Source organism: Paenibacillus faecalis (assembly GCF_900289175.1).
Classification (GTDB): Bacteria; Bacillota; Bacilli; order Paenibacillales; family Paenibacillaceae; genus Paenibacillus_AQ; species Paenibacillus_AQ faecalis.
This window is the reverse complement of sequence record NZ_LT985747.1, coordinates 464,505-480,480: the sequence shown is the minus strand read 5'-3', so window position 1 is coordinate 480,480 and position 15,976 is coordinate 464,505. Positions and strand designations below refer to the sequence as shown.

The window sequence follows — 15,976 nt, the reverse complement described above, 5'->3', positions numbered from 1 at the left end:
AAAGCTATATCATCACTTTACAGCTTTAAACAAGGCTGAGGCCAGAAAATTGGTATTATCCAAAATCATTCGATCATGCTTGAATAATGTTTCCCATAGCGTTAGATCAAAAAGGTATCCTTCATCTCTTAGCTCTAATGAATCCATATGCTGAATTTGCTCTTGTTTCATTTGGTCCGTAAAGTGGTTATATTCCAAAGCCTCCTCAAAGGAAAAACCGCTATCCAGCAGTTGCTTGCTCCATTCTTCTCGATTCATCAGACGAGGAATGCTAAAAAATTGTTCCAGTTCTTGTTTTTGATCCATTGGCATCGGTTGGTCTAATAGCAGTTCCCGGTCATAAAGCGTTCCACCTTTTACTAATACACGGCAGTATTCGGATAACGATTCGGCTGCATTGGTGAACACGGTGACGGACTCCGCGATTACAAAATCAAATTGCTCATCCTCAAATGGCAAAGAGCATACATCGGCTTGAACAAAGTTGATATCAAGTCCCATGGCATCAGCCCGTATTCGAGCTTTATTCAGCATGCTTTCATGCATATCCACAGCGGTAACTTGATAACCCTTTTCAGCCAGGTAGCAGGCAGTTCTGCCGGTTCCACAGCCTACTTCCAAAATTCGGCTGTTCAATGGGAGCGTTTCCTTCCGGAACAACCTCAGTGTTGCTTCAAATCCCCCTGGATGGGCGCTCCCCGTTCCTAATTTGGACAGCATGTCGATATAGTTCATGTAGCGTCCCCCAATTCTTCCCTTATTTTGTTATAAACTTTACTTGTTACTTACCATATGTTTCAGGTACCTTTGGGGTTTTTGCTGAATCTAATAATTAGAGCCCGTTTTTTGAAATATGCTAAATATCATGGAGGGAAGAAACCGTGAAAATGGAACCTTATGAGGCTGCCAAAGAACTGATACTCCGGGAGTATCCGAATTGCTTGATCGCTGTTTTGGGTGGAAGTGCAGGCAAAGGTGAGCACAATGAGAAGTCTGATCTGGATATTGTAGTGATTGATGATACGATAGAGGATTTAAGTCGAAAGACAATCGAAGCAAACGGTTGGGTCGTTGAACTGTTTTTACTGACAACTTCAGGATACCGGGAACTGTTTGATGCAGGTGTGATGGCAGGGAATCCAACCTTGCAGCGGATACTCACAGAAGGAAAGATTTTGTGCACCAGTCCGGGAGGGGAGGACATTCGAGAGGAGGCCAAGTGCGATTTGGATTATGGCCCGCTTCCCTACACTTCATATGATATCGATGCAGCACGTTATATGATTACCGAATATCTGATGGACTTGCAAGGTTCTGACAAAAGGGTAGAAAGATGGTTTATTACTCAAAAGCTGACCATACTGTCATGTGAATTTATCCTTCGGGTCAATCAACAGTGGACGGGGGAAGGAAAGACTTTATACCGTTTGCTGTCTGAATTTAATTCCAGTATGGCTGAGGATTTGGAAGCCTCGCTTGAGCGGCTGTATCTTCATAATGAAGAGGAAGCTTTGCATAATTGGACGTCAAAACTACTGGAGCCGTATGGAGGTCTTCATTTGATAGGCTATGAAGAATAGACGTTTTATGAATCGATGTAAGCAATCTGATAACGGACTCAATAAAGAATAGCTCGGCCAAGTTGCAGGTCGAGCTAATTTTTGATTGTTTTCATTAATATATGAAGGCTATTTATTTTTTGCTTTTGGCGAAGGACTGTTCGCTGATACTACAGCTGTCATGACGAGATGCTTTTGGCTGGATTGGATTGCATTCATAAAAGCGTCCTCCAGTGTATGGAACACTTCTTGCAATGTACCGTCCAGCCGACTGGCATAGTGGATGCCTTCTGTTAACGTCCCTTTTGTTTTTGCTCGTTCAATCTCTTTATATATGATGTCCATATAATTTTCTGAGCCCAGTGGATAGAGGGAGAAATGGGAGGCTGTCTCCATATTGGCGGAGCTTCCAAGGTTCTCATTCATCGGTTTATCATCTTCCGACATGTATGCATCATCTTTGCTATCGCCTGGACATCCGATAGAGAATGTCCCATTAAATACCGTATGCACACCCGTGGCAGCAGTATGAGCAAAAATAGCGCGTGTCACATCAAATACATGTTCAGCCTTGCCTCGAACGCAAGTACATAAATCATCGGTATGCATCCAAACTTTGTCCGTGTTTACAGACGTCAATGCTTCTGTAATGACTTGAACGAATTGATCGGTCATCGGGGATACAGAGAAAGTACAACCTACAATCCGACTTGTTCCACATACTGAATTATTCATGATCGCATAACCTCCATACATTTTAGAAATAAAAAAACTGCACTCCTGTGAAGAAGTGCAGTTTTATGTTCATAGACAAATAAACATAAAGCTCCACTTCCCCACGCTAGTATGATCTAGATCGGGTCATAAGGGTTGACGATTTTTCGTCTCTCAGCACGAGGCACCCCTAGCTTGGCTTGTTACAAGGCTATTGTACTTGTCATGACTGGTATAAATCAATATATAACGTATAACTCAGAGTATAACTCAGAAAAAAGTTTAGAAAAAGCAAGTGAGCTATCATGAAGAAAAAGTGAAAAATATGAACAAATGATGAACAAAAAGGTGGGTTGCAAAAAATTTAATTGATTTTGATTCTCAATTATACTTGTCGGGTTGAGAATGTGATGATATAATTCACTTTAGATCGTAATTGATAATCAATCTCATTGAGAATGAGATCAATGCCGCCGGTACATACCGGAACTGCATACCGCATAGAAGGAAGTGCCATGAAGAAAAGATACTTGATCGCAGCAGTTGTGGTGTTATCGATCATCTCCTTATTTATAGGAGTAAAGGACATCTCACCGCTTGACCTGTTTCGAATGACGGAGCAACAACAGCATATTATGTTAGTCAGCCGTATACCGAGATTGATCAGTTTGATTTTGGCGGGAGTCAGCATGAGTATTTGCGGCTTGATCATGCAGCAGCTTAGCCGTAATAAATTCGTGTCACCGACTACGGCTGGTACGATGGATTCCGCAAGACTGGGCATTCTGGCGGCTATGCTTGTATTTTCGAATTCAGGCCCTCTGATCAAGATGCTGGTTGCATTTCTGTTTGCTTTTGCAGGTACGCTGTTATTTATGAAGATTCTCGACAAGATCAAATTCAAGGATGCGGTATTTATTCCGTTAGTTGGATTGATGTTCGGGAATATCATCAGCTCGATTGCTACATTTTTTGCCTATAAATATGATTTGATTCAGAATATGTCCGCCTGGCTACAGGGCGACTTTTCGATGATTATCAAGGGGCAGTATGAATTGATGTACATAAGTGTTCCTCTGGTCATTCTAGCATACCTGTTCGCTAATAAATTTACGGTGGCGGGCATGGGGGAAGAGTTCGCAACGAATTTGGGACTTCGTTATCGGAGCGTGGTGAATACCGGGTTGATCATTGTAGCTATGGTGACAGCATCAGTCGTTCTGACTGTAGGGATGATACCGTTCCTGGGGCTTATTGTCCCGAACATTGTGAGCCTTTACCTGGGGGATCATTTGAAAAAAAGCCTTTCGCATACCGCATTGCTCGGGGCCGTCTTTGTACTCTTCTGCGACATTATCGGCCGGATCATTATTTATCCTTATGAAATTCCGATTAGCTTAACCGTGGGTGTGATCGGAAGCGGTATATTCATTTACTTACTGATGAGGAGAAAGGCATATGACTTATAAAGCCAAAACCGGTCTGCTGGCCGTGGTGGCACTCATCCTGATCGGCCTCTTCCTGTTTGTTGATCTCGGAGGCAGTTGGGACTACGCGCTGCCGAGAAGAATCAAGAAGGTGTTGGCGATTGTTTTAACAGGCGGCTCGATTGCGCTGTCAACCACGGTGTTTCAAACCATCACCAATAACCGGATTCTGACGCCAAGCGTCATGGGGCTCGATTCACTTTACGTTTTAATACAGACATTTGTAGTGTTTGCTTTCGGTTCTTTTACACTGTATGAGCTGGGAAATGTTAACTTCTTGATCAATGTCGGCGGGATGATACTTTTCTCGGGAGTTCTGTACAGGATATTGTTTCGCAGGGAAGGCAATAACATCTATTTTCTTCTGTTAATCGGAATGATTTTTGGTTCATTGTTCTCCAGCCTATCTTCCTTTATGGAAGTGTTAATCGATCCGAATGAATTTCAGTATGTTTCAGACAAAATGTTCGCCAGTTTCAACAATGTGAAGACGGAGCTCTTGCTCATCTCTTTCATTGTGGTGGCGATTACGTTAATATATTTCGCTAAGTATTTCAAATATCTCAATGTGCTCGCGCTTGGACGTGAGCATGCGATCAACTTAGGTGTGAATTATGATTTTGTTGTCAAAAGAATGCTTATTATCGTGGCCGTTCTGATTTCGGTAGCAACAGCGCTTGTTGGCCCAATCACATTCTTGGGACTTCTGGTCGTAAACGTGGCCTACGAGTTTATGAGAACTTATCGTCATTCCTACCTGATTACTGGTTCGATTCTAATCAGTATCATCGCACTGGTTGGAGGTCAGTTCATTGTAGAACGGATATTCACGTTCTCAACAACGCTGAGCGTCATCATTAACTTTATCGGCGGCATCTATTTCATATATTTGCTATTAAAGGAGAGTAAATCATGATCCAGGTTACTAACGTTTCTAAAGCATATGGCGGCAAAAAAGTCATAGACAATGTATCCGTTTCAATACCTAAAGGCAAGATTACCTCATTTATCGGACCGAACGGAGCCGGTAAGAGTAGTCTTCTGTCTATGATCAGCAGGCTTATTACAAAAGACAGCGGTGAGATTATGATTGAAGGCAAGGAAGTGAGCCAATGGAAGAGCGGCGACCTTGCCAAGAAGATTTCGATTCTGAAGCAGTCGAATCATATCAGTCTTCGTTTGACGGTCAGAGAATTGGTATCTTTCGGGCGTTTCCCTTACTCTCAGGGCAGATTGACGGATGAGGATAAGAAATATATTGATGATGCTATTCGCTATATGGAGCTGGAAGACATGCAGGATAAATATTTGCATCAGCTCAGCGGAGGTCAGACTCAGCGTGCTTACATTGCCATGGTCATCGCCCAGAATACGGATTATATTTTGCTTGACGAACCGCTCAATAACCTGGATATGAAGCACTCTGTCCAAATTATGAAAATTTTAAGAAAACTCGTGACGGATTTGGATAAAACCATTATCATCGTCATTCATGATATCAACTTTGCATCTTTCTATTCGGATTACATTGTTGCTCTGAAAGATGGAAAAATTGAAAATGAAGGCCAGACAGACAAGGTCATTCAGAGCAATGTGCTCAGAAGCATTTATGACATGGATATCGAAATTGAAGAAATCAACGATAACAAGGTTTGTGTTTACTACGCTTAAGTACAAGGGCAAGTAAAATTGATGAAAAATGAACCCATACTATATAAAGAGGTCTGCTTGATTAAAGCGGAAGGACCTCTTACGGCCTCATTATGGTAAATTTTAACCTTATTTTCAAATATTTATATTTCAAATCTTATTAAAAACAGGGGTGTTAAGAAATGAAGAAAGTATTAACGTTGTTGATGGTATCTTTGCTAACACTGGTTCTTGCTGCGTGCGGCGCGGATGAAAAGCAGGCAGGTTCGGCTTCCACCGGTAACGATGGAGAGGCTTCAGCAGAAAAATTGACGATCAAGCATGAGCTTGGAGAAACGCCAGTTCCGAAAAATCCTCAAAAGCTGGTCGTATTCGATTTTGGTATATTGGATTCATTGGATAAGCTTGGCATTGAAGTAACAGGGGTTCCGCAAAAGAACGTGCCTCCTTACCTGTCTAAATACGCCGATGCGAAGTATGAAAATGTAGGCAGCTTGAAAGAGCCAGATTTTGAAAAAATCAATGAAATCAGCCCTGATCTTATTATTATCTCAGGCAGACAACGTGATGCTTATCAAGAGCTTTCTGAAATTGCACCGACGATTTATCTAGGGGTCGATACATCCAGATATATGGAATCTTTCAAGGAAAACATGAACACGCTGGGTCAGATTTTCGGGAAGGAAAGTCAAATTGAAGAAGAGCTGGCAGCGATCGATGAAGACATTAAAGCGCTGAATGATAAAGTTAAAGCAACTGGAAAGAACGCTTTGATTATACTTGCAAATGAAGGTAAAATCAGTGCATATGGTCCTGGTTCCCGCTTCGGAATTTTGCATGACGTGTTCGGATTTACAGCTGTTGATCCTGGGATCGAGGTCAGTACACACGGAAAGGATATTTCCAGTGAATATATTGTGGAGCAAAATCCTGACTACCTGTTCGTTGTTGACCGTGGCGCTGCTGTAAGTTCAGGCGACGAAGCTTCAGGAGCCAAAGATGTGGTTGAGAACGAGCTTGTGAAGACAACGAACGCTTACAAGGAAGGGAACATCGTTTACCTTGATCCAAACTATTGGTATCTTTCCGGCGGTGGACTGACATCTGTAGCAGAGATGGTTAAAGAAGTAAGTGCTGGTGTGAAGTAACTTAAGCAGACAATTTCGAGCAAATTAAGTCCATTAGCAAGTTATGTTGTTATATTCGATGTATAGAGAAATCGTTCCTTTCGTAAATGGGGTCTGGCACTGCTATTTTACGAAAGAACGATTTTCTTTTTGTTTTAAAGAATCCAGATGCCGTTTTGCAACTTTCAAAGTAGGTTACTATTTAGAAGATAATGAGATTGAGGAGAAAAGGGGAGGTTTATTTTATGTATCCTAACCAAATGTATATTGGTGGACAGTGGGTTACCGCTTCGGAACAGTTGGATGTAGTCAATCCGGCTACAGGAGAAAAGCTTGGGACGGTGTCAAAAGGTGGGCAGAAGGAAGCCGCTATGGCGGTAGACGCAGCTTTTAACGCATTTTCGGATTGGTCGGGATTAACAGCTGAGGAGCGAGGATGCTTGCTGCGAAACTGGTATGAGAGAATTGCCGAACATACCGATGAGCTGGCAAAAATTCTAACCCTTGAACAAGGGAAGCCGTTAAAAGAAGCAGTCGGGGAGATCCATTATGCCAACAGTTTTATCGGCTGGTATGCAGAAGAAGGCAAGCGTATCTATGGTGAAACGATACCGTCTTCTTCTCCAAGTAAACGAATTTTTGTAAAGAAACAGCCGGTTGGTGTCGTTGCAGCCATTACACCTTGGAATTTTCCGGCTTCGATGATCACTCGAAAAGCTGCGCCGGCGCTGGCTGCCGGTTGTACAATGGTCATTAAGCCATCAGAGGAGACGCCATACACTGCGCTTAAACTCGCGGAACTTGCAGAGCAAGCAGGAATCCCTACTGGAGTGATTAATGTTGTCATAGGTGAAGCAAGCGAGATTGCTGAGGTTTGGCAGCAGGACAGCCGGGTTAGAAAGCTGTCGTTTACGGGTTCAACAGCTGTGGGGAAGAAGTTGATGGCAGGGGCTTCCGGTCAAGTTAAGAAGCTGTCATTGGAGCTGGGGGGACATGCTCCGTTTATCGTTACATCGAAGGCAGACTTGGACAAAGCAGCTGAAGGGGTTATTTTATCGAAATTCCGGAATGCAGGACAAACATGTGTATGTACCAACCGTATATATGCAGAACATTCCATCGCATCCGTATTTGCCGACAAAGTAGCGGAACGGGCCAAGAAGCTGCGGGTTGGCAATGGCATGGAAGAAGGAACAGACATAGGACCGCTGATCAACACGAAGGCAGCAGAGAAGGTGAGAAGGCATATTAAAGATGCGGTGGAGAAGGGTGGCGTTATTTTATCTGGAAATGAAGATCTTGCCGAAGGTCATGGTCAGTATGTTCCTCCGACGATTATCATGAACGCAACCGATGACATGTTATGTATGAACGAGGAAACCTTTGGGCCGGTTGCTCCTGTTGCATCATTCTCTACGATCGAAGAGGCGATTGAGCGTGCCAATAACAGTCCATATGGACTTGCAGCTTATGTGTATACCGAGCAACTGGGAGAAGCTGTACAGATCGCTGAAGCGTTGGAATATGGCATAGTTGGCATCAATGATCCTCTTCCATCCACGGCACAAGCGCCGTTTGGCGGCTTTAAGGAAAGCGGACTTGGACGAGAGGGAGGCCATTACGGAATCGAGGAATTTCTGGAAACGAAGTACATTTCGCTTGGTTTATAACCGATTTTTGGATGATAAAGCAGTTCCTTCAAAAAAGATAACTCTTTGATCCCCTTGCTTAATATAATATTAAGAAATTTGCAATGACATATTTGACATCGCTTACAATAAACTTTAATCTTTTATGTGACGATTTGCAAAAGGGGGAATAAAGAATGGAGCAGTATATTTTGGCGCTGGATCAAGGCACGACCAGTTCACGAGCAATATTGTTTAATCAGGAAGGAAACATGGTTTACTCGGCTCAGAAAGAGTTTCCACAGTATTTTCCTAAACCCGGATGGGTTGAGCAAAATGCAAATGAAATATGGGGCTCCATCTTGGCTGTTATTGCAACCTGTCTATCTGAAGCCGGAGTCAAAACCGAACAGATTGCCGGGATTGGCATAACCAATCAGCGTGAAACTGCTGTTGTATGGGACCGTAAAACGGGTGTTCCTGTTTACCATGCTATCGTATGGCAATCACGTCAAACAGCCGATATCTGTGAGCAGCTCATTGCAGATGGTCATGATCAAAAAGTACGTGATAAAACCGGATTGTTGGTTGACCCGTATTTTTCAGGAACGAAGATCAAATGGATTCTTGACCATGTTGAGGGGGCGCGGGACCGTGCAAAGAGAGGTGAACTTCTCTTTGGAACGATCGATACCTGGCTTATTTGGAAGTTATCCGGCGGTCAGGCACATGTAACGGATTATTCCAATGCATCCCGCACGATGCTGTACAACATTCATGAATTGAAGTGGGACGATGAACTTCTTGACATATTGGACATTCCCAAAGCTATGCTTCCAGAAGTCAGACCGTCCTCCGAGGTATATGCTCAGACAGCAGCCTATCATTTCTTCGGGCGTGAAGTGCCGATAGCTGGTGCAGCTGGCGACCAGCAAGCCGCATTGTTCGGCCAAACTTGCTTTAAAGAAGGTATGGTCAAAACAACATATGGTACTGGAAGCTTTATGCTGATGAATACTGGGGATAAGCCGGTTACATCCGAGCATGGTCTGATTACGACCATTGCCTGGGGATTGGATGGAAAAGTACAGTATGCGCTTGAAGGCAGTGTTTTCGTAGCCGGATCGGCCATTCAGTGGCTTCGAGATGGACTGCGTATGTTCCGGGAAGCGAAGGACAGCGAGCCGTATGCCAGACGAGTTGAGTCCACAGAAGGTGTATACGTGGTACCTGCCTTTGTTGGACTTGGAAGCCCTTATTGGAACAGTGAAATGCGGGGAGCGGTGTTCGGATTGACAAGAGGAACAACCAAAGAGCATTTCATCCGGGCGACCTTGGAATCGCTTGCATATCAAACGAGAGATGTGCTTTCAGCGATGGAAGAGGATTCTGGAATAAAAATTGAAACGCTGCGGGTCGATGGCGGCGCGGTAGCCAATACATTTATTATGGAATTTCAAAGTGATATATTGAACGTACCGGTAGAGCGGCCTGTTATTAGTGAAACAACGGCGCTTGGTGCTGCTTATCTTGCGGGGCTGGCTGTAGGTTACTGGAAGGATCAAGACGAGATTAACAGCAAATGGAGCGTAGAGCGAAGATTTGACCCAAGCATGAGCGAAAAGACAAGAGAGCAGCTTTACAATGGTTGGAAAAAAGCTGTTTATGCAGCTATGGCATTTCATTAAAATTTTTGATATAATAATTTATAAGTTAATAATTGTCTGGAGATTAGGAGAGACCACTTATCGCGGATGCTGCTCATGTAGCAGGTTATTTCCGCGTGTTTCGTGGTCTCTCTTTTTGTTTTCATTAATAATAACAGTCAATCAGGGGAGGGCCTACATTATGAATCAGCCAAAATCTTTTTCAAGTATGGATCGTAAACGGAAATGGGAAAATATAACGGAAAGTACCTATGATTTGATTATTATTGGCGGAGGGATTACCGGTGCAGGCATTGCACTGGATGCAGTGACTCGCGGGATGAGTGTTCTGCTTGTAGAAATGCAGGATTTTGCGGCTGGAACGAGCAGCCGTTCAACCAAACTTGTCCACGGAGGTTTGCGCTACTTGAAACAGTTTGAGGTAGGCATGGTAGCTGAAGTTGGGAAGGAGCGGGCTGTGGTATATGAGAACGGGCCACATGTTACGACGCCGGAATGGATGCTTCTTCCGTTCCACGAAGGAGGAACGTTCGGGAAATTCAGCACCTCGATCGGATTGAAGGTATATGATTTCTTGGCAGGGGTTAAGAAGAGCGAGCGGCGTACGATGTTGTCTGCAGCCGAAACTTTAAGCAAGGAGCCATTGTTGAAAAAAGAGGGGCTTAAAGGGGGCGGCTATTATGTCGAATATCGGACGGATGATGCAAGGTTGACGTTGGAAGTTCTCAAAGAGGCAGCGGCTCATGGCGCTGAATTGATCAATTATGCTAAAGTGGAATCATTAAATTATAATGCCAATAAGCAGGTTTCCGGGGTTACGGTGAAGGATATGCTAAGCGGTACGGTTTACTCGGCATCCGGTCGTAAAATCGTAAATGCAACCGGACCATGGGTGGATCGGGTCCGTGAAATGGATAACTCTAAAGAAGGAAAAACACTTCAGCTAACCAAAGGGGTACATCTTGTCATCGACCAATCCAAATTTCCGCTAAGGCAGGCTGTATATTTTGATACACCAGATGGACGGATGGTTTTCGCCATTCCGAGAGATGGCAAAGCCTATGTGGGAACAACCGATACGATATATGAAAATGACCCCGGGCATCCCTTTATGACTGTGCAGGACCGGGATTACATTTTAAATGCGGTGAATTATATGTTTCCAACTGTCAAGGTGAGTGAAGAGGACGTGGAGTCGGCTTGGGCCGGAGTTCGGCCGCTTATTTTGGAAGAGGGCAAGGACCCGTCTGAAATTTCCCGTAAAGATGAGATATGGGAATCGCCAACCGGCCTGATTACCATTGCCGGAGGAAAGCTGACTGGCTATAGAAAAATGGCGGATACGGTCGTCAATGTAGTGGCAAAGCGGATTCAGGAAGAGAGCGGTCAGGTGTATGGATCATGTCAAACGAAAAATCTCCCGATCTCTGGCGGCAAGGTAGGGGGCTCTGCCAATTTCCCGGCATTTATTCGTGAAAAGACTCAGCAAGGTGTGAGCCAAGGGCTTGACCCCAAGCTTGCCGAAAGCTGGGCAAGAATGTACGGCTCAAACGTTGAAAAGCTGTTTCAATTGGCGAAAGAGCTTGATAGTGCAGAAACTGAACATGCTCTCCCTATGTCGGTCATTGTTCCGCTAATTTATGCAATTCATCATGAAATGGCGGTTAAACCTGTGGATTTCTTTATCCGGCGCACCGGTTCTTTGTTGTTTAACATCGAGTGGACATTAAAGTGGAAGGAGCCGGTAATTCAATATATGGCTTCAGTGTTGGGGTGGAGCGAAGAGCAGAAAGAGACGTTTGCAGGGGAGTTGGAAAAAGAAATTACAGAAGCGACCAGACCGGCTGAATCCGAATAAGTTTTTGATTTCGTGGAGCCCATCCTCGGTTCATTTTTTGGGTGGGTTTCATGTGATTTATCGAATGTTGACCGGGGTATAGGGTATGGTAATCTATAGAAGTGACAACGAGAGGAGAGATTACCGATGAATAAAAAAGCGTTTGAAGGGTCCTATCAGGGAGAGAAGGCTGTCTGGCTGCAGTTCGGTCGATATGAGGCTGTGATGCTGCCGGAAATTGGAGGGAATTTGGTCGCTTTTCGTGATAAAGAAAGCGGTTACCGTTTTCTGCGGGAGCCTGCTGAGACAGAGATGCAACAATTTAAGGATAATCCGGGGGTTCACGGCATTCCTGTGCTGTTCCCGCCAAATCGTTATGAAGATGGAAAATTTCCATGGAACGGTCAGACGTATCAATTTCCGGTAAATGAAGAGGCCACAGGTAATCACCTGCACGGCTTTTTACATACGATTCCTTGGACTGTTGAAGAGTTCGGAACGACCCAGTTAGAAAGCTATGTCACAGTAAGCGTTACAATTGATGAAACACACTCTGTGTTTAAGATGCTGCCGCATAAATTCACTTTTCAGCTGCGTTATGCTTTAAGTGCTGACGGACTATCACAGCATGTAATTATTCGCAATAACGGGGATACACCGATGCCTTGTCTTCTGGCATTTCATACGGCGGTGAATGCACCGTTTGCCGAGGGAAGTACTTCGGATGATTGTAAGGTGAAATTTACGATCGGTCAGCGCTGGGAGATGAATGAGCGGATGCTTCCAACTGGCAAATATCAAACATTGACGGCAGAAGAGGAGCAGCTGCGAGGGGAAGGGATCAGTCCATATTTTGATGAAATGGATAACCATTATACCGCAGCGCCGCAAAATGGACGTAACCGCATGGAGCTGACAGACACCAAACTCGGAAAGACACTGGTTTATGATGTAGGTACTTCTTATAAACAGTGGATGATTTGGAACAACGAAGCTGGGAAGCAGTTTTTCTGCCCGGAGCCTCAGATAAATCTGGTTAACGCGCCGAACGTGGACCTTCCGGCAGAGGAGATTGGATTGTTCAGTCTTGCCCCGGGTGAAATATGGGAAGAGACATCACGCCTTTATGTGAAATAAAGGCTTTAGATGAAGAAAAACGTATGGAATTCCGAGCTGCTGCCGGGAGCTTCCATACGTTTTTTGATTAAAAAGATGTTTCATGCAGGTGCTTGCGCTTCTTTCGGATTTTCTTGAAATGATCCGGTATGGCAAAAAACAGAGAGAACATGATGATGAACAACAAAAGCGCGATCAGTTCCTCGGCAAAAATATAGAAGGGGTGCGGGCCAAGCAGATCCAGCAGCGATGGAGTGTTCGGCTTCCTCATTAGAAACATGTAGTTTGAGTTTAAGGCAAGATTGATAAGCCCGACCACAAGTGCAGCCATATTCAGAAACAGCATCGTCCAGCCGATGGATTTCCAGCTTGGGCGGTATTTTTGAATCCACGTCATGTATAAAGGTGCGAGGATGATCGCGACATGGGACACAAAGAAATGGAAAAATCGGAGATGCGGAAACGGAAAATCAAGGCTTGGTGTAAGGACGGCCTGAAGGGCACCTCCTATGCCGGCAAAGTACATCAGAGGATACAATTTCCGGCTGTTTGTCATAAGCATTACAGCAGAGAACAGCATCGTCAGGCTGCACAGTTCCAGCGGAAGCGATGTAGTGCGATCCCAAATGCCAGTTGAGACATACCATATTTGAAGGCATATTTCAGGAATCAGCAGGGCTGTGACAAGGGTCCATTTTATAGAACGCCGAAGGGCGGGGGTGGATGCTATGATTTTGCGGCCCATGAATAGAGATAGGATGAGTACAAGCAACAATCCAAGCACAATCCAATGCTCTGTTGAGAAAGCTTTAAAAACATGGGGATAATTAGGATCAAATGATAGAGTGATGGATAGCCCTCCCTGGATGCGGATACTGGATTTCCCTGAACTTTACGTTTGTATAGAAGTTTACCATGGATAGATAAGAAATGTGAAAAAATAAAATTTGTTAGCAGGCATATTAAGGGCTTTTTCTATGGCTATCCTGATGGGCTCCATGTAAAATAATTGCGAAAGGAGGAGTTTATGGTCAGCGATCCAAAGCATGTGAATAAAACAGTCAAAAAAAGAAGAACGCTGCATTTTCTTCTTATACTGCTGATCCTGTTGTTCTTATATGTGCTTTATACAGCTTATGTTATATGGTCTTATGGACAACAGACAGGCCCTGCCCAAGCTGAAGCGGCTATTGTACTTGGAGCTGCGGTTACGGAGGGAAAGCCCTCGCCTGTATTGAAAGGAAGAATTGATCATGCACTTATGTTATATGATGCCGGAAGTGTGGAGAAGCTGATTTTTACAGGAGGTAGCGGAAGTGAAGGGGAGATCAGCGAGGCGGAAGCCGCACAGAAATATGCCATTTCGAACGGCGTGAACTCTGAGGATATTCTTATTGAGACAACCTCTACCATAACTGAGGAAAACTTGTACAATGCTAAAATCATAGCGGAGCAGGCAGGGATCAGTTCCTTTTTGATCGTCAGCGATCCGCTTCATATGAGACGGGCAATGCTGATGGCAGAGGATTTGGAAATGAGGGCTTACCCTTCACCTGCCGTTAACAGTGCTTATAAGAGCTGGAAAACCAAGTTGCCGTTTTTACTGAGGGAAATGTTCTTTTATATCGGGTATCAGGCAGTGTCGCCGTTTCGATAATTCAGAGATTATAAAAACGCCTTCGACCTGTATAAAGGACGAAGGCGTTTACTCTTTGGATCAAGAAATATCTCCATTATATATGGTCTTGGATATTTCTCTTGGCCGGGATCAGGTAATCGGCTGTTTTCTTCCTGCCATGAGCCGTTTGAGCGGCTCTTGTTTTCTTCTCGGAATTCGAAGAATTTTTGAAGATGGCGCCCTTTCGCCAAAAAAAACAATTCCATGCTCGACTTCTGAAACTTTGTCTACATTAACGTAGCAGTTTCCGCCAACATTAAAGAATTGTTTTCCAGACAAAAGAGATGTGATTTGTTCGGCAGTCATTCTTTTCTTTATATTATAATTTCTGCCGTGAAAGCTGACCAACCCGTGGGACCCGGTTTTAAAGAACAGAATGTCCGTTTCCACCACGAAGTCCTCGTATAGGTTTCTGGATTCTGGTGCGTAACTCATCATTCTGACTCCCCCTTATTTAATTATCACTTAAATTGATAACGCTTTCATCTTATCATATTTTCCGAATGCTTTAAAGGGAAATTTAGATCTGCAGGCAAAAGAGACACGATGAATTCAGGAAAACAACGAGGTTAAACATCGATCTGTTTGGCAAGAAAGTCGCCTGTTCCATGAAAAAACCGTAGTTTCAAGGTGGCTTTGACAAAGCCCAAGTTGGCGTGACAAATTATTTTTACAAGGAAAAATGCGGAAGATATGGAGGTGCAGTATGACCGAAGCGGCATTAAATACCCATGATGAAATGATCCGGCTCATCGGACACCGTGAGCTGTTTTTTCTGATGTACATGCTCGAAAGCCACGGTATCGATGGCTCCACCGATCCGTATCGCGGCTATCTGATCGATGAAATGGAAGCACAGTTGGAGGAGTGCAAGCAAAACCTGCTCAAGGCAGGCCTGCTCATTCAAAAAGAAGATGAACTCGAAGTCGAGCCGGTCATGAAAGCGTTCATGGCCGTCATGGACAGTCCGTATGCGATGTGGATTCAGCTGATCCTGGCGGTTCATCCGTCTATGATGGATACATGCATACGCCGCCGCAGATGGTGATCGAACGGATCGTGTATGAAGAAACAAGCCAGACCTGCCGCATCAGCGCCATCGCCAACGCCCAGCTGGCGACGATGTTTCTGGAGCATATTCGCTAAGAGGACTTGAACCTAAATACCGAGCGCCTTTTGGGTTAGCTACAGTTACAGAAATCTTTCCTTGGACACGTCTAATCCTACAGGATTGAAACGTCGATAGGTCTATCGTGTAATAGATATCTAGCGGTCGCTCCTTACGCAAGAGCATAAACGATGGCGCATGGCGAATCGGCATATTTTACACAATATTCACAATATTCATACAGAATAAAGAGGGAAGTTCTGGTTTAATATCGAATCGTTACTAGAATATAGGAAATACGGCCTAGTACAATGGATAGAACTGTATGGCCGATAAATCAGTAATATGAAGGGAGCGGATCAGTACTTGTATTATGCTCACCGGACAGAAGACGAGAATAAGCAA

At 44.2% G+C, this 15,976-nt stretch carries 16 protein-coding genes and 1 riboswitch; of the genes, 12 read left to right on the top strand and 4 right to left on the bottom strand.

All coding sequences use genetic code 11. The features are described from left to right. Positions 1-12: 12 nt before the first annotated feature. Positions 13-735 carry a class I SAM-dependent methyltransferase gene (locus tag C8268_RS02275; RefSeq protein ID WP_106766181.1) on the bottom strand — a complete coding sequence of 241 codons (723 nt, stop codon included), beginning with the start codon at positions 733-735 and terminating at the stop codon, positions 13-15. Positions 736-887: 152 nt separating this feature from the next. On the opposite strand from C8268_RS02275, the gene C8268_RS02270 reads away from it, so the two are divergent. Next, positions 888-1,580, top strand: a complete 693-nt coding sequence (locus tag C8268_RS02270) for a nucleotidyltransferase domain-containing protein (RefSeq protein WP_234032951.1) — start codon at positions 888-890, stop codon at positions 1,578-1,580. A 108-nt stretch (positions 1,581-1,688) separates the two neighbouring features. Here the strand turns inward: C8268_RS02270 and C8268_RS02265 are convergent, their stop codons facing one another. Continuing rightward, on the bottom strand, positions 1,689-2,294 hold the full coding sequence (locus C8268_RS02265) for a YkoF family thiamine/hydroxymethylpyrimidine-binding protein (protein ID WP_199794798.1): 606 nt from the start codon (positions 2,292-2,294) through the stop codon (positions 1,689-1,691). Between the two features lie 81 nt (positions 2,295-2,375). Beyond that, positions 2,376-2,475: riboswitch (TPP riboswitch) on the bottom strand. A gap of 313 nt (positions 2,476-2,788) precedes the next feature. On the opposite strand from C8268_RS02265, the gene C8268_RS02260 reads away from it, so the two are divergent. The 8 genes from C8268_RS02260 to C8268_RS02225 all read left to right on the top strand — a co-directional run bounded on the left by C8268_RS02260 (position 2,789) and on the right by C8268_RS02225 (position 12,806). Continuing rightward, positions 2,789-3,742, top strand: coding sequence for an ABC transporter permease (locus C8268_RS02260; protein WP_106766179.1), 954 nt, complete (start codon positions 2,789-2,791; stop codon positions 3,740-3,742). Continuing rightward, positions 3,732-4,676, top strand: a complete 945-nt coding sequence (locus tag C8268_RS02255) for an iron chelate uptake ABC transporter family permease subunit (RefSeq protein ID WP_106766178.1) — start codon at positions 3,732-3,734, stop codon at positions 4,674-4,676. Before C8268_RS02260 ends, C8268_RS02255 begins: the two co-directional genes overlap by 11 nt. Continuing rightward, complete coding sequence (locus C8268_RS02250; RefSeq protein ID WP_106766177.1) at positions 4,673-5,431, top strand: iron ABC transporter ATP-binding protein; 759 nt, start codon at positions 4,673-4,675, stop codon at positions 5,429-5,431. Before C8268_RS02255 ends, C8268_RS02250 begins: the two co-directional genes overlap by 4 nt. Before the next feature lie 161 nt (positions 5,432-5,592). Continuing rightward, positions 5,593-6,558 (top strand): siderophore ABC transporter substrate-binding protein, encoded by a 966-nt coding sequence (locus tag C8268_RS02245; protein ID WP_106766176.1) that lies wholly within the window; start codon positions 5,593-5,595, stop codon positions 6,556-6,558. A gap of 224 nt (positions 6,559-6,782) precedes the next feature. Then, the gene (locus C8268_RS02240; protein WP_106766175.1) at positions 6,783-8,207 is read left to right on the top strand and encodes an NAD-dependent succinate-semialdehyde dehydrogenase; all 1,425 of its coding nucleotides are present in this window, start codon (positions 6,783-6,785) and stop codon (positions 8,205-8,207) included. Between the two features lie 155 nt (positions 8,208-8,362). Beyond that, positions 8,363-9,853: a glycerol kinase GlpK gene (gene glpK, locus C8268_RS02235; RefSeq protein WP_106766174.1), complete on the top strand. Its 1,491-nt coding sequence runs from the start codon at positions 8,363-8,365 to the stop codon at positions 9,851-9,853. Between the two features lie 160 nt (positions 9,854-10,013). After that, the gene (locus C8268_RS02230; RefSeq protein ID WP_106766173.1) at positions 10,014-11,690 is read left to right on the top strand and encodes a glycerol-3-phosphate dehydrogenase/oxidase; all 1,677 of its coding nucleotides are present in this window, start codon (positions 10,014-10,016) and stop codon (positions 11,688-11,690) included. 126 nt (positions 11,691-11,816) lie between these two features. After that, on the top strand, positions 11,817-12,806 hold the full coding sequence (locus C8268_RS02225) for an aldose 1-epimerase (protein WP_106766172.1): 990 nt from the start codon (positions 11,817-11,819) through the stop codon (positions 12,804-12,806). Between the two features lie 67 nt (positions 12,807-12,873). On the opposite strand, the gene C8268_RS02220 is transcribed toward C8268_RS02225, so the two are convergent. After that, positions 12,874-13,635 (bottom strand): YwaF family protein, encoded by a 762-nt coding sequence (locus C8268_RS02220; RefSeq protein WP_106766171.1) that lies wholly within the window; start codon positions 13,633-13,635, stop codon positions 12,874-12,876. Positions 13,636-13,812: 177 nt separating this feature from the next. Between C8268_RS02220 and C8268_RS02215 the strand changes: the two genes are divergently transcribed. Beyond that, on the top strand, positions 13,813-14,442 hold the full coding sequence (locus C8268_RS02215; protein ID WP_106766170.1) for a YdcF family protein: 630 nt from the start codon (positions 13,813-13,815) through the stop codon (positions 14,440-14,442). Positions 14,443-14,553: 111 nt separating this feature from the next. Here the strand turns inward: C8268_RS02215 and C8268_RS02210 are convergent, their stop codons facing one another. Continuing rightward, a complete protein-coding gene (locus tag C8268_RS02210) occupies positions 14,554-14,901 on the bottom strand; it encodes a LytTR family transcriptional regulator DNA-binding domain-containing protein (protein WP_106766169.1) in 348 nt (115 codons plus the stop codon). 268 nt (positions 14,902-15,169) lie between these two features. Between C8268_RS02210 and C8268_RS02205 the strand changes: the two genes are divergently transcribed. Both C8268_RS02205 and C8268_RS23285 read left to right on the top strand, forming a co-directional pair. Further along, the gene (locus C8268_RS02205) at positions 15,170-15,511 is read left to right on the top strand and encodes a hypothetical protein (protein ID WP_106766168.1); all 342 of its coding nucleotides are present in this window, start codon (positions 15,170-15,172) and stop codon (positions 15,509-15,511) included. Continuing rightward, entirely contained in the window at positions 15,487-15,609 is a 123-nt protein-coding gene (locus C8268_RS23285; RefSeq protein WP_272939315.1) for a hypothetical protein, read from the top strand. Before C8268_RS02205 ends, C8268_RS23285 begins: the two co-directional genes overlap by 25 nt. The last annotated feature ends 367 nt before the right edge of the window (positions 15,610-15,976 follow it).

Bases quoted from the DNA above. Each gene is read 5' to 3' on its own strand.
- C8268_RS02275 (WP_106766181.1), bottom strand. From the start codon at position 735: ATGAACTATATCGACATGCTGTCCAAATTAGGAACGGGGAGCGCCCAT.
- C8268_RS02270 (WP_234032951.1), top strand. From the start codon at position 888: ATGGAACCTTATGAGGCTGCCAAAGAACTGATACTCCGGGAGTATCCG.
- C8268_RS02265 (WP_199794798.1), bottom strand. From the start codon at position 2,294: ATGAATAATTCAGTATGTGGAACAAGTCGGATTGTAGGTTGTACTTTC.
- C8268_RS02260 (WP_106766179.1), top strand. From the start codon at position 2,789: ATGAAGAAAAGATACTTGATCGCAGCAGTTGTGGTGTTATCGATCATC.
- C8268_RS02255 (WP_106766178.1), top strand. From the start codon at position 3,732: ATGACTTATAAAGCCAAAACCGGTCTGCTGGCCGTGGTGGCACTCATC.
- C8268_RS02250 (WP_106766177.1), top strand. From the start codon at position 4,673: ATGATCCAGGTTACTAACGTTTCTAAAGCATATGGCGGCAAAAAAGTC.
- C8268_RS02245 (WP_106766176.1), top strand. From the start codon at position 5,593: ATGAAGAAAGTATTAACGTTGTTGATGGTATCTTTGCTAACACTGGTT.
- C8268_RS02240 (WP_106766175.1), top strand. From the start codon at position 6,783: ATGTATCCTAACCAAATGTATATTGGTGGACAGTGGGTTACCGCTTCG.
- glpK (WP_106766174.1), top strand. From the start codon at position 8,363: ATGGAGCAGTATATTTTGGCGCTGGATCAAGGCACGACCAGTTCACGA.
- C8268_RS02230 (WP_106766173.1), top strand. From the start codon at position 10,014: ATGAATCAGCCAAAATCTTTTTCAAGTATGGATCGTAAACGGAAATGG.
- C8268_RS02225 (WP_106766172.1), top strand. From the start codon at position 11,817: ATGAATAAAAAAGCGTTTGAAGGGTCCTATCAGGGAGAGAAGGCTGTC.
- C8268_RS02215 (WP_106766170.1), top strand. From the start codon at position 13,813: ATGGTCAGCGATCCAAAGCATGTGAATAAAACAGTCAAAAAAAGAAGA.
- C8268_RS02210 (WP_106766169.1), bottom strand. From the start codon at position 14,901: ATGATGAGTTACGCACCAGAATCCAGAAACCTATACGAGGACTTCGTG.
- C8268_RS02205 (WP_106766168.1), top strand. From the start codon at position 15,170: ATGACCGAAGCGGCATTAAATACCCATGATGAAATGATCCGGCTCATC.
- C8268_RS23285 (WP_272939315.1), top strand. From the start codon at position 15,487: ATGCATACGCCGCCGCAGATGGTGATCGAACGGATCGTGTATGAAGAA.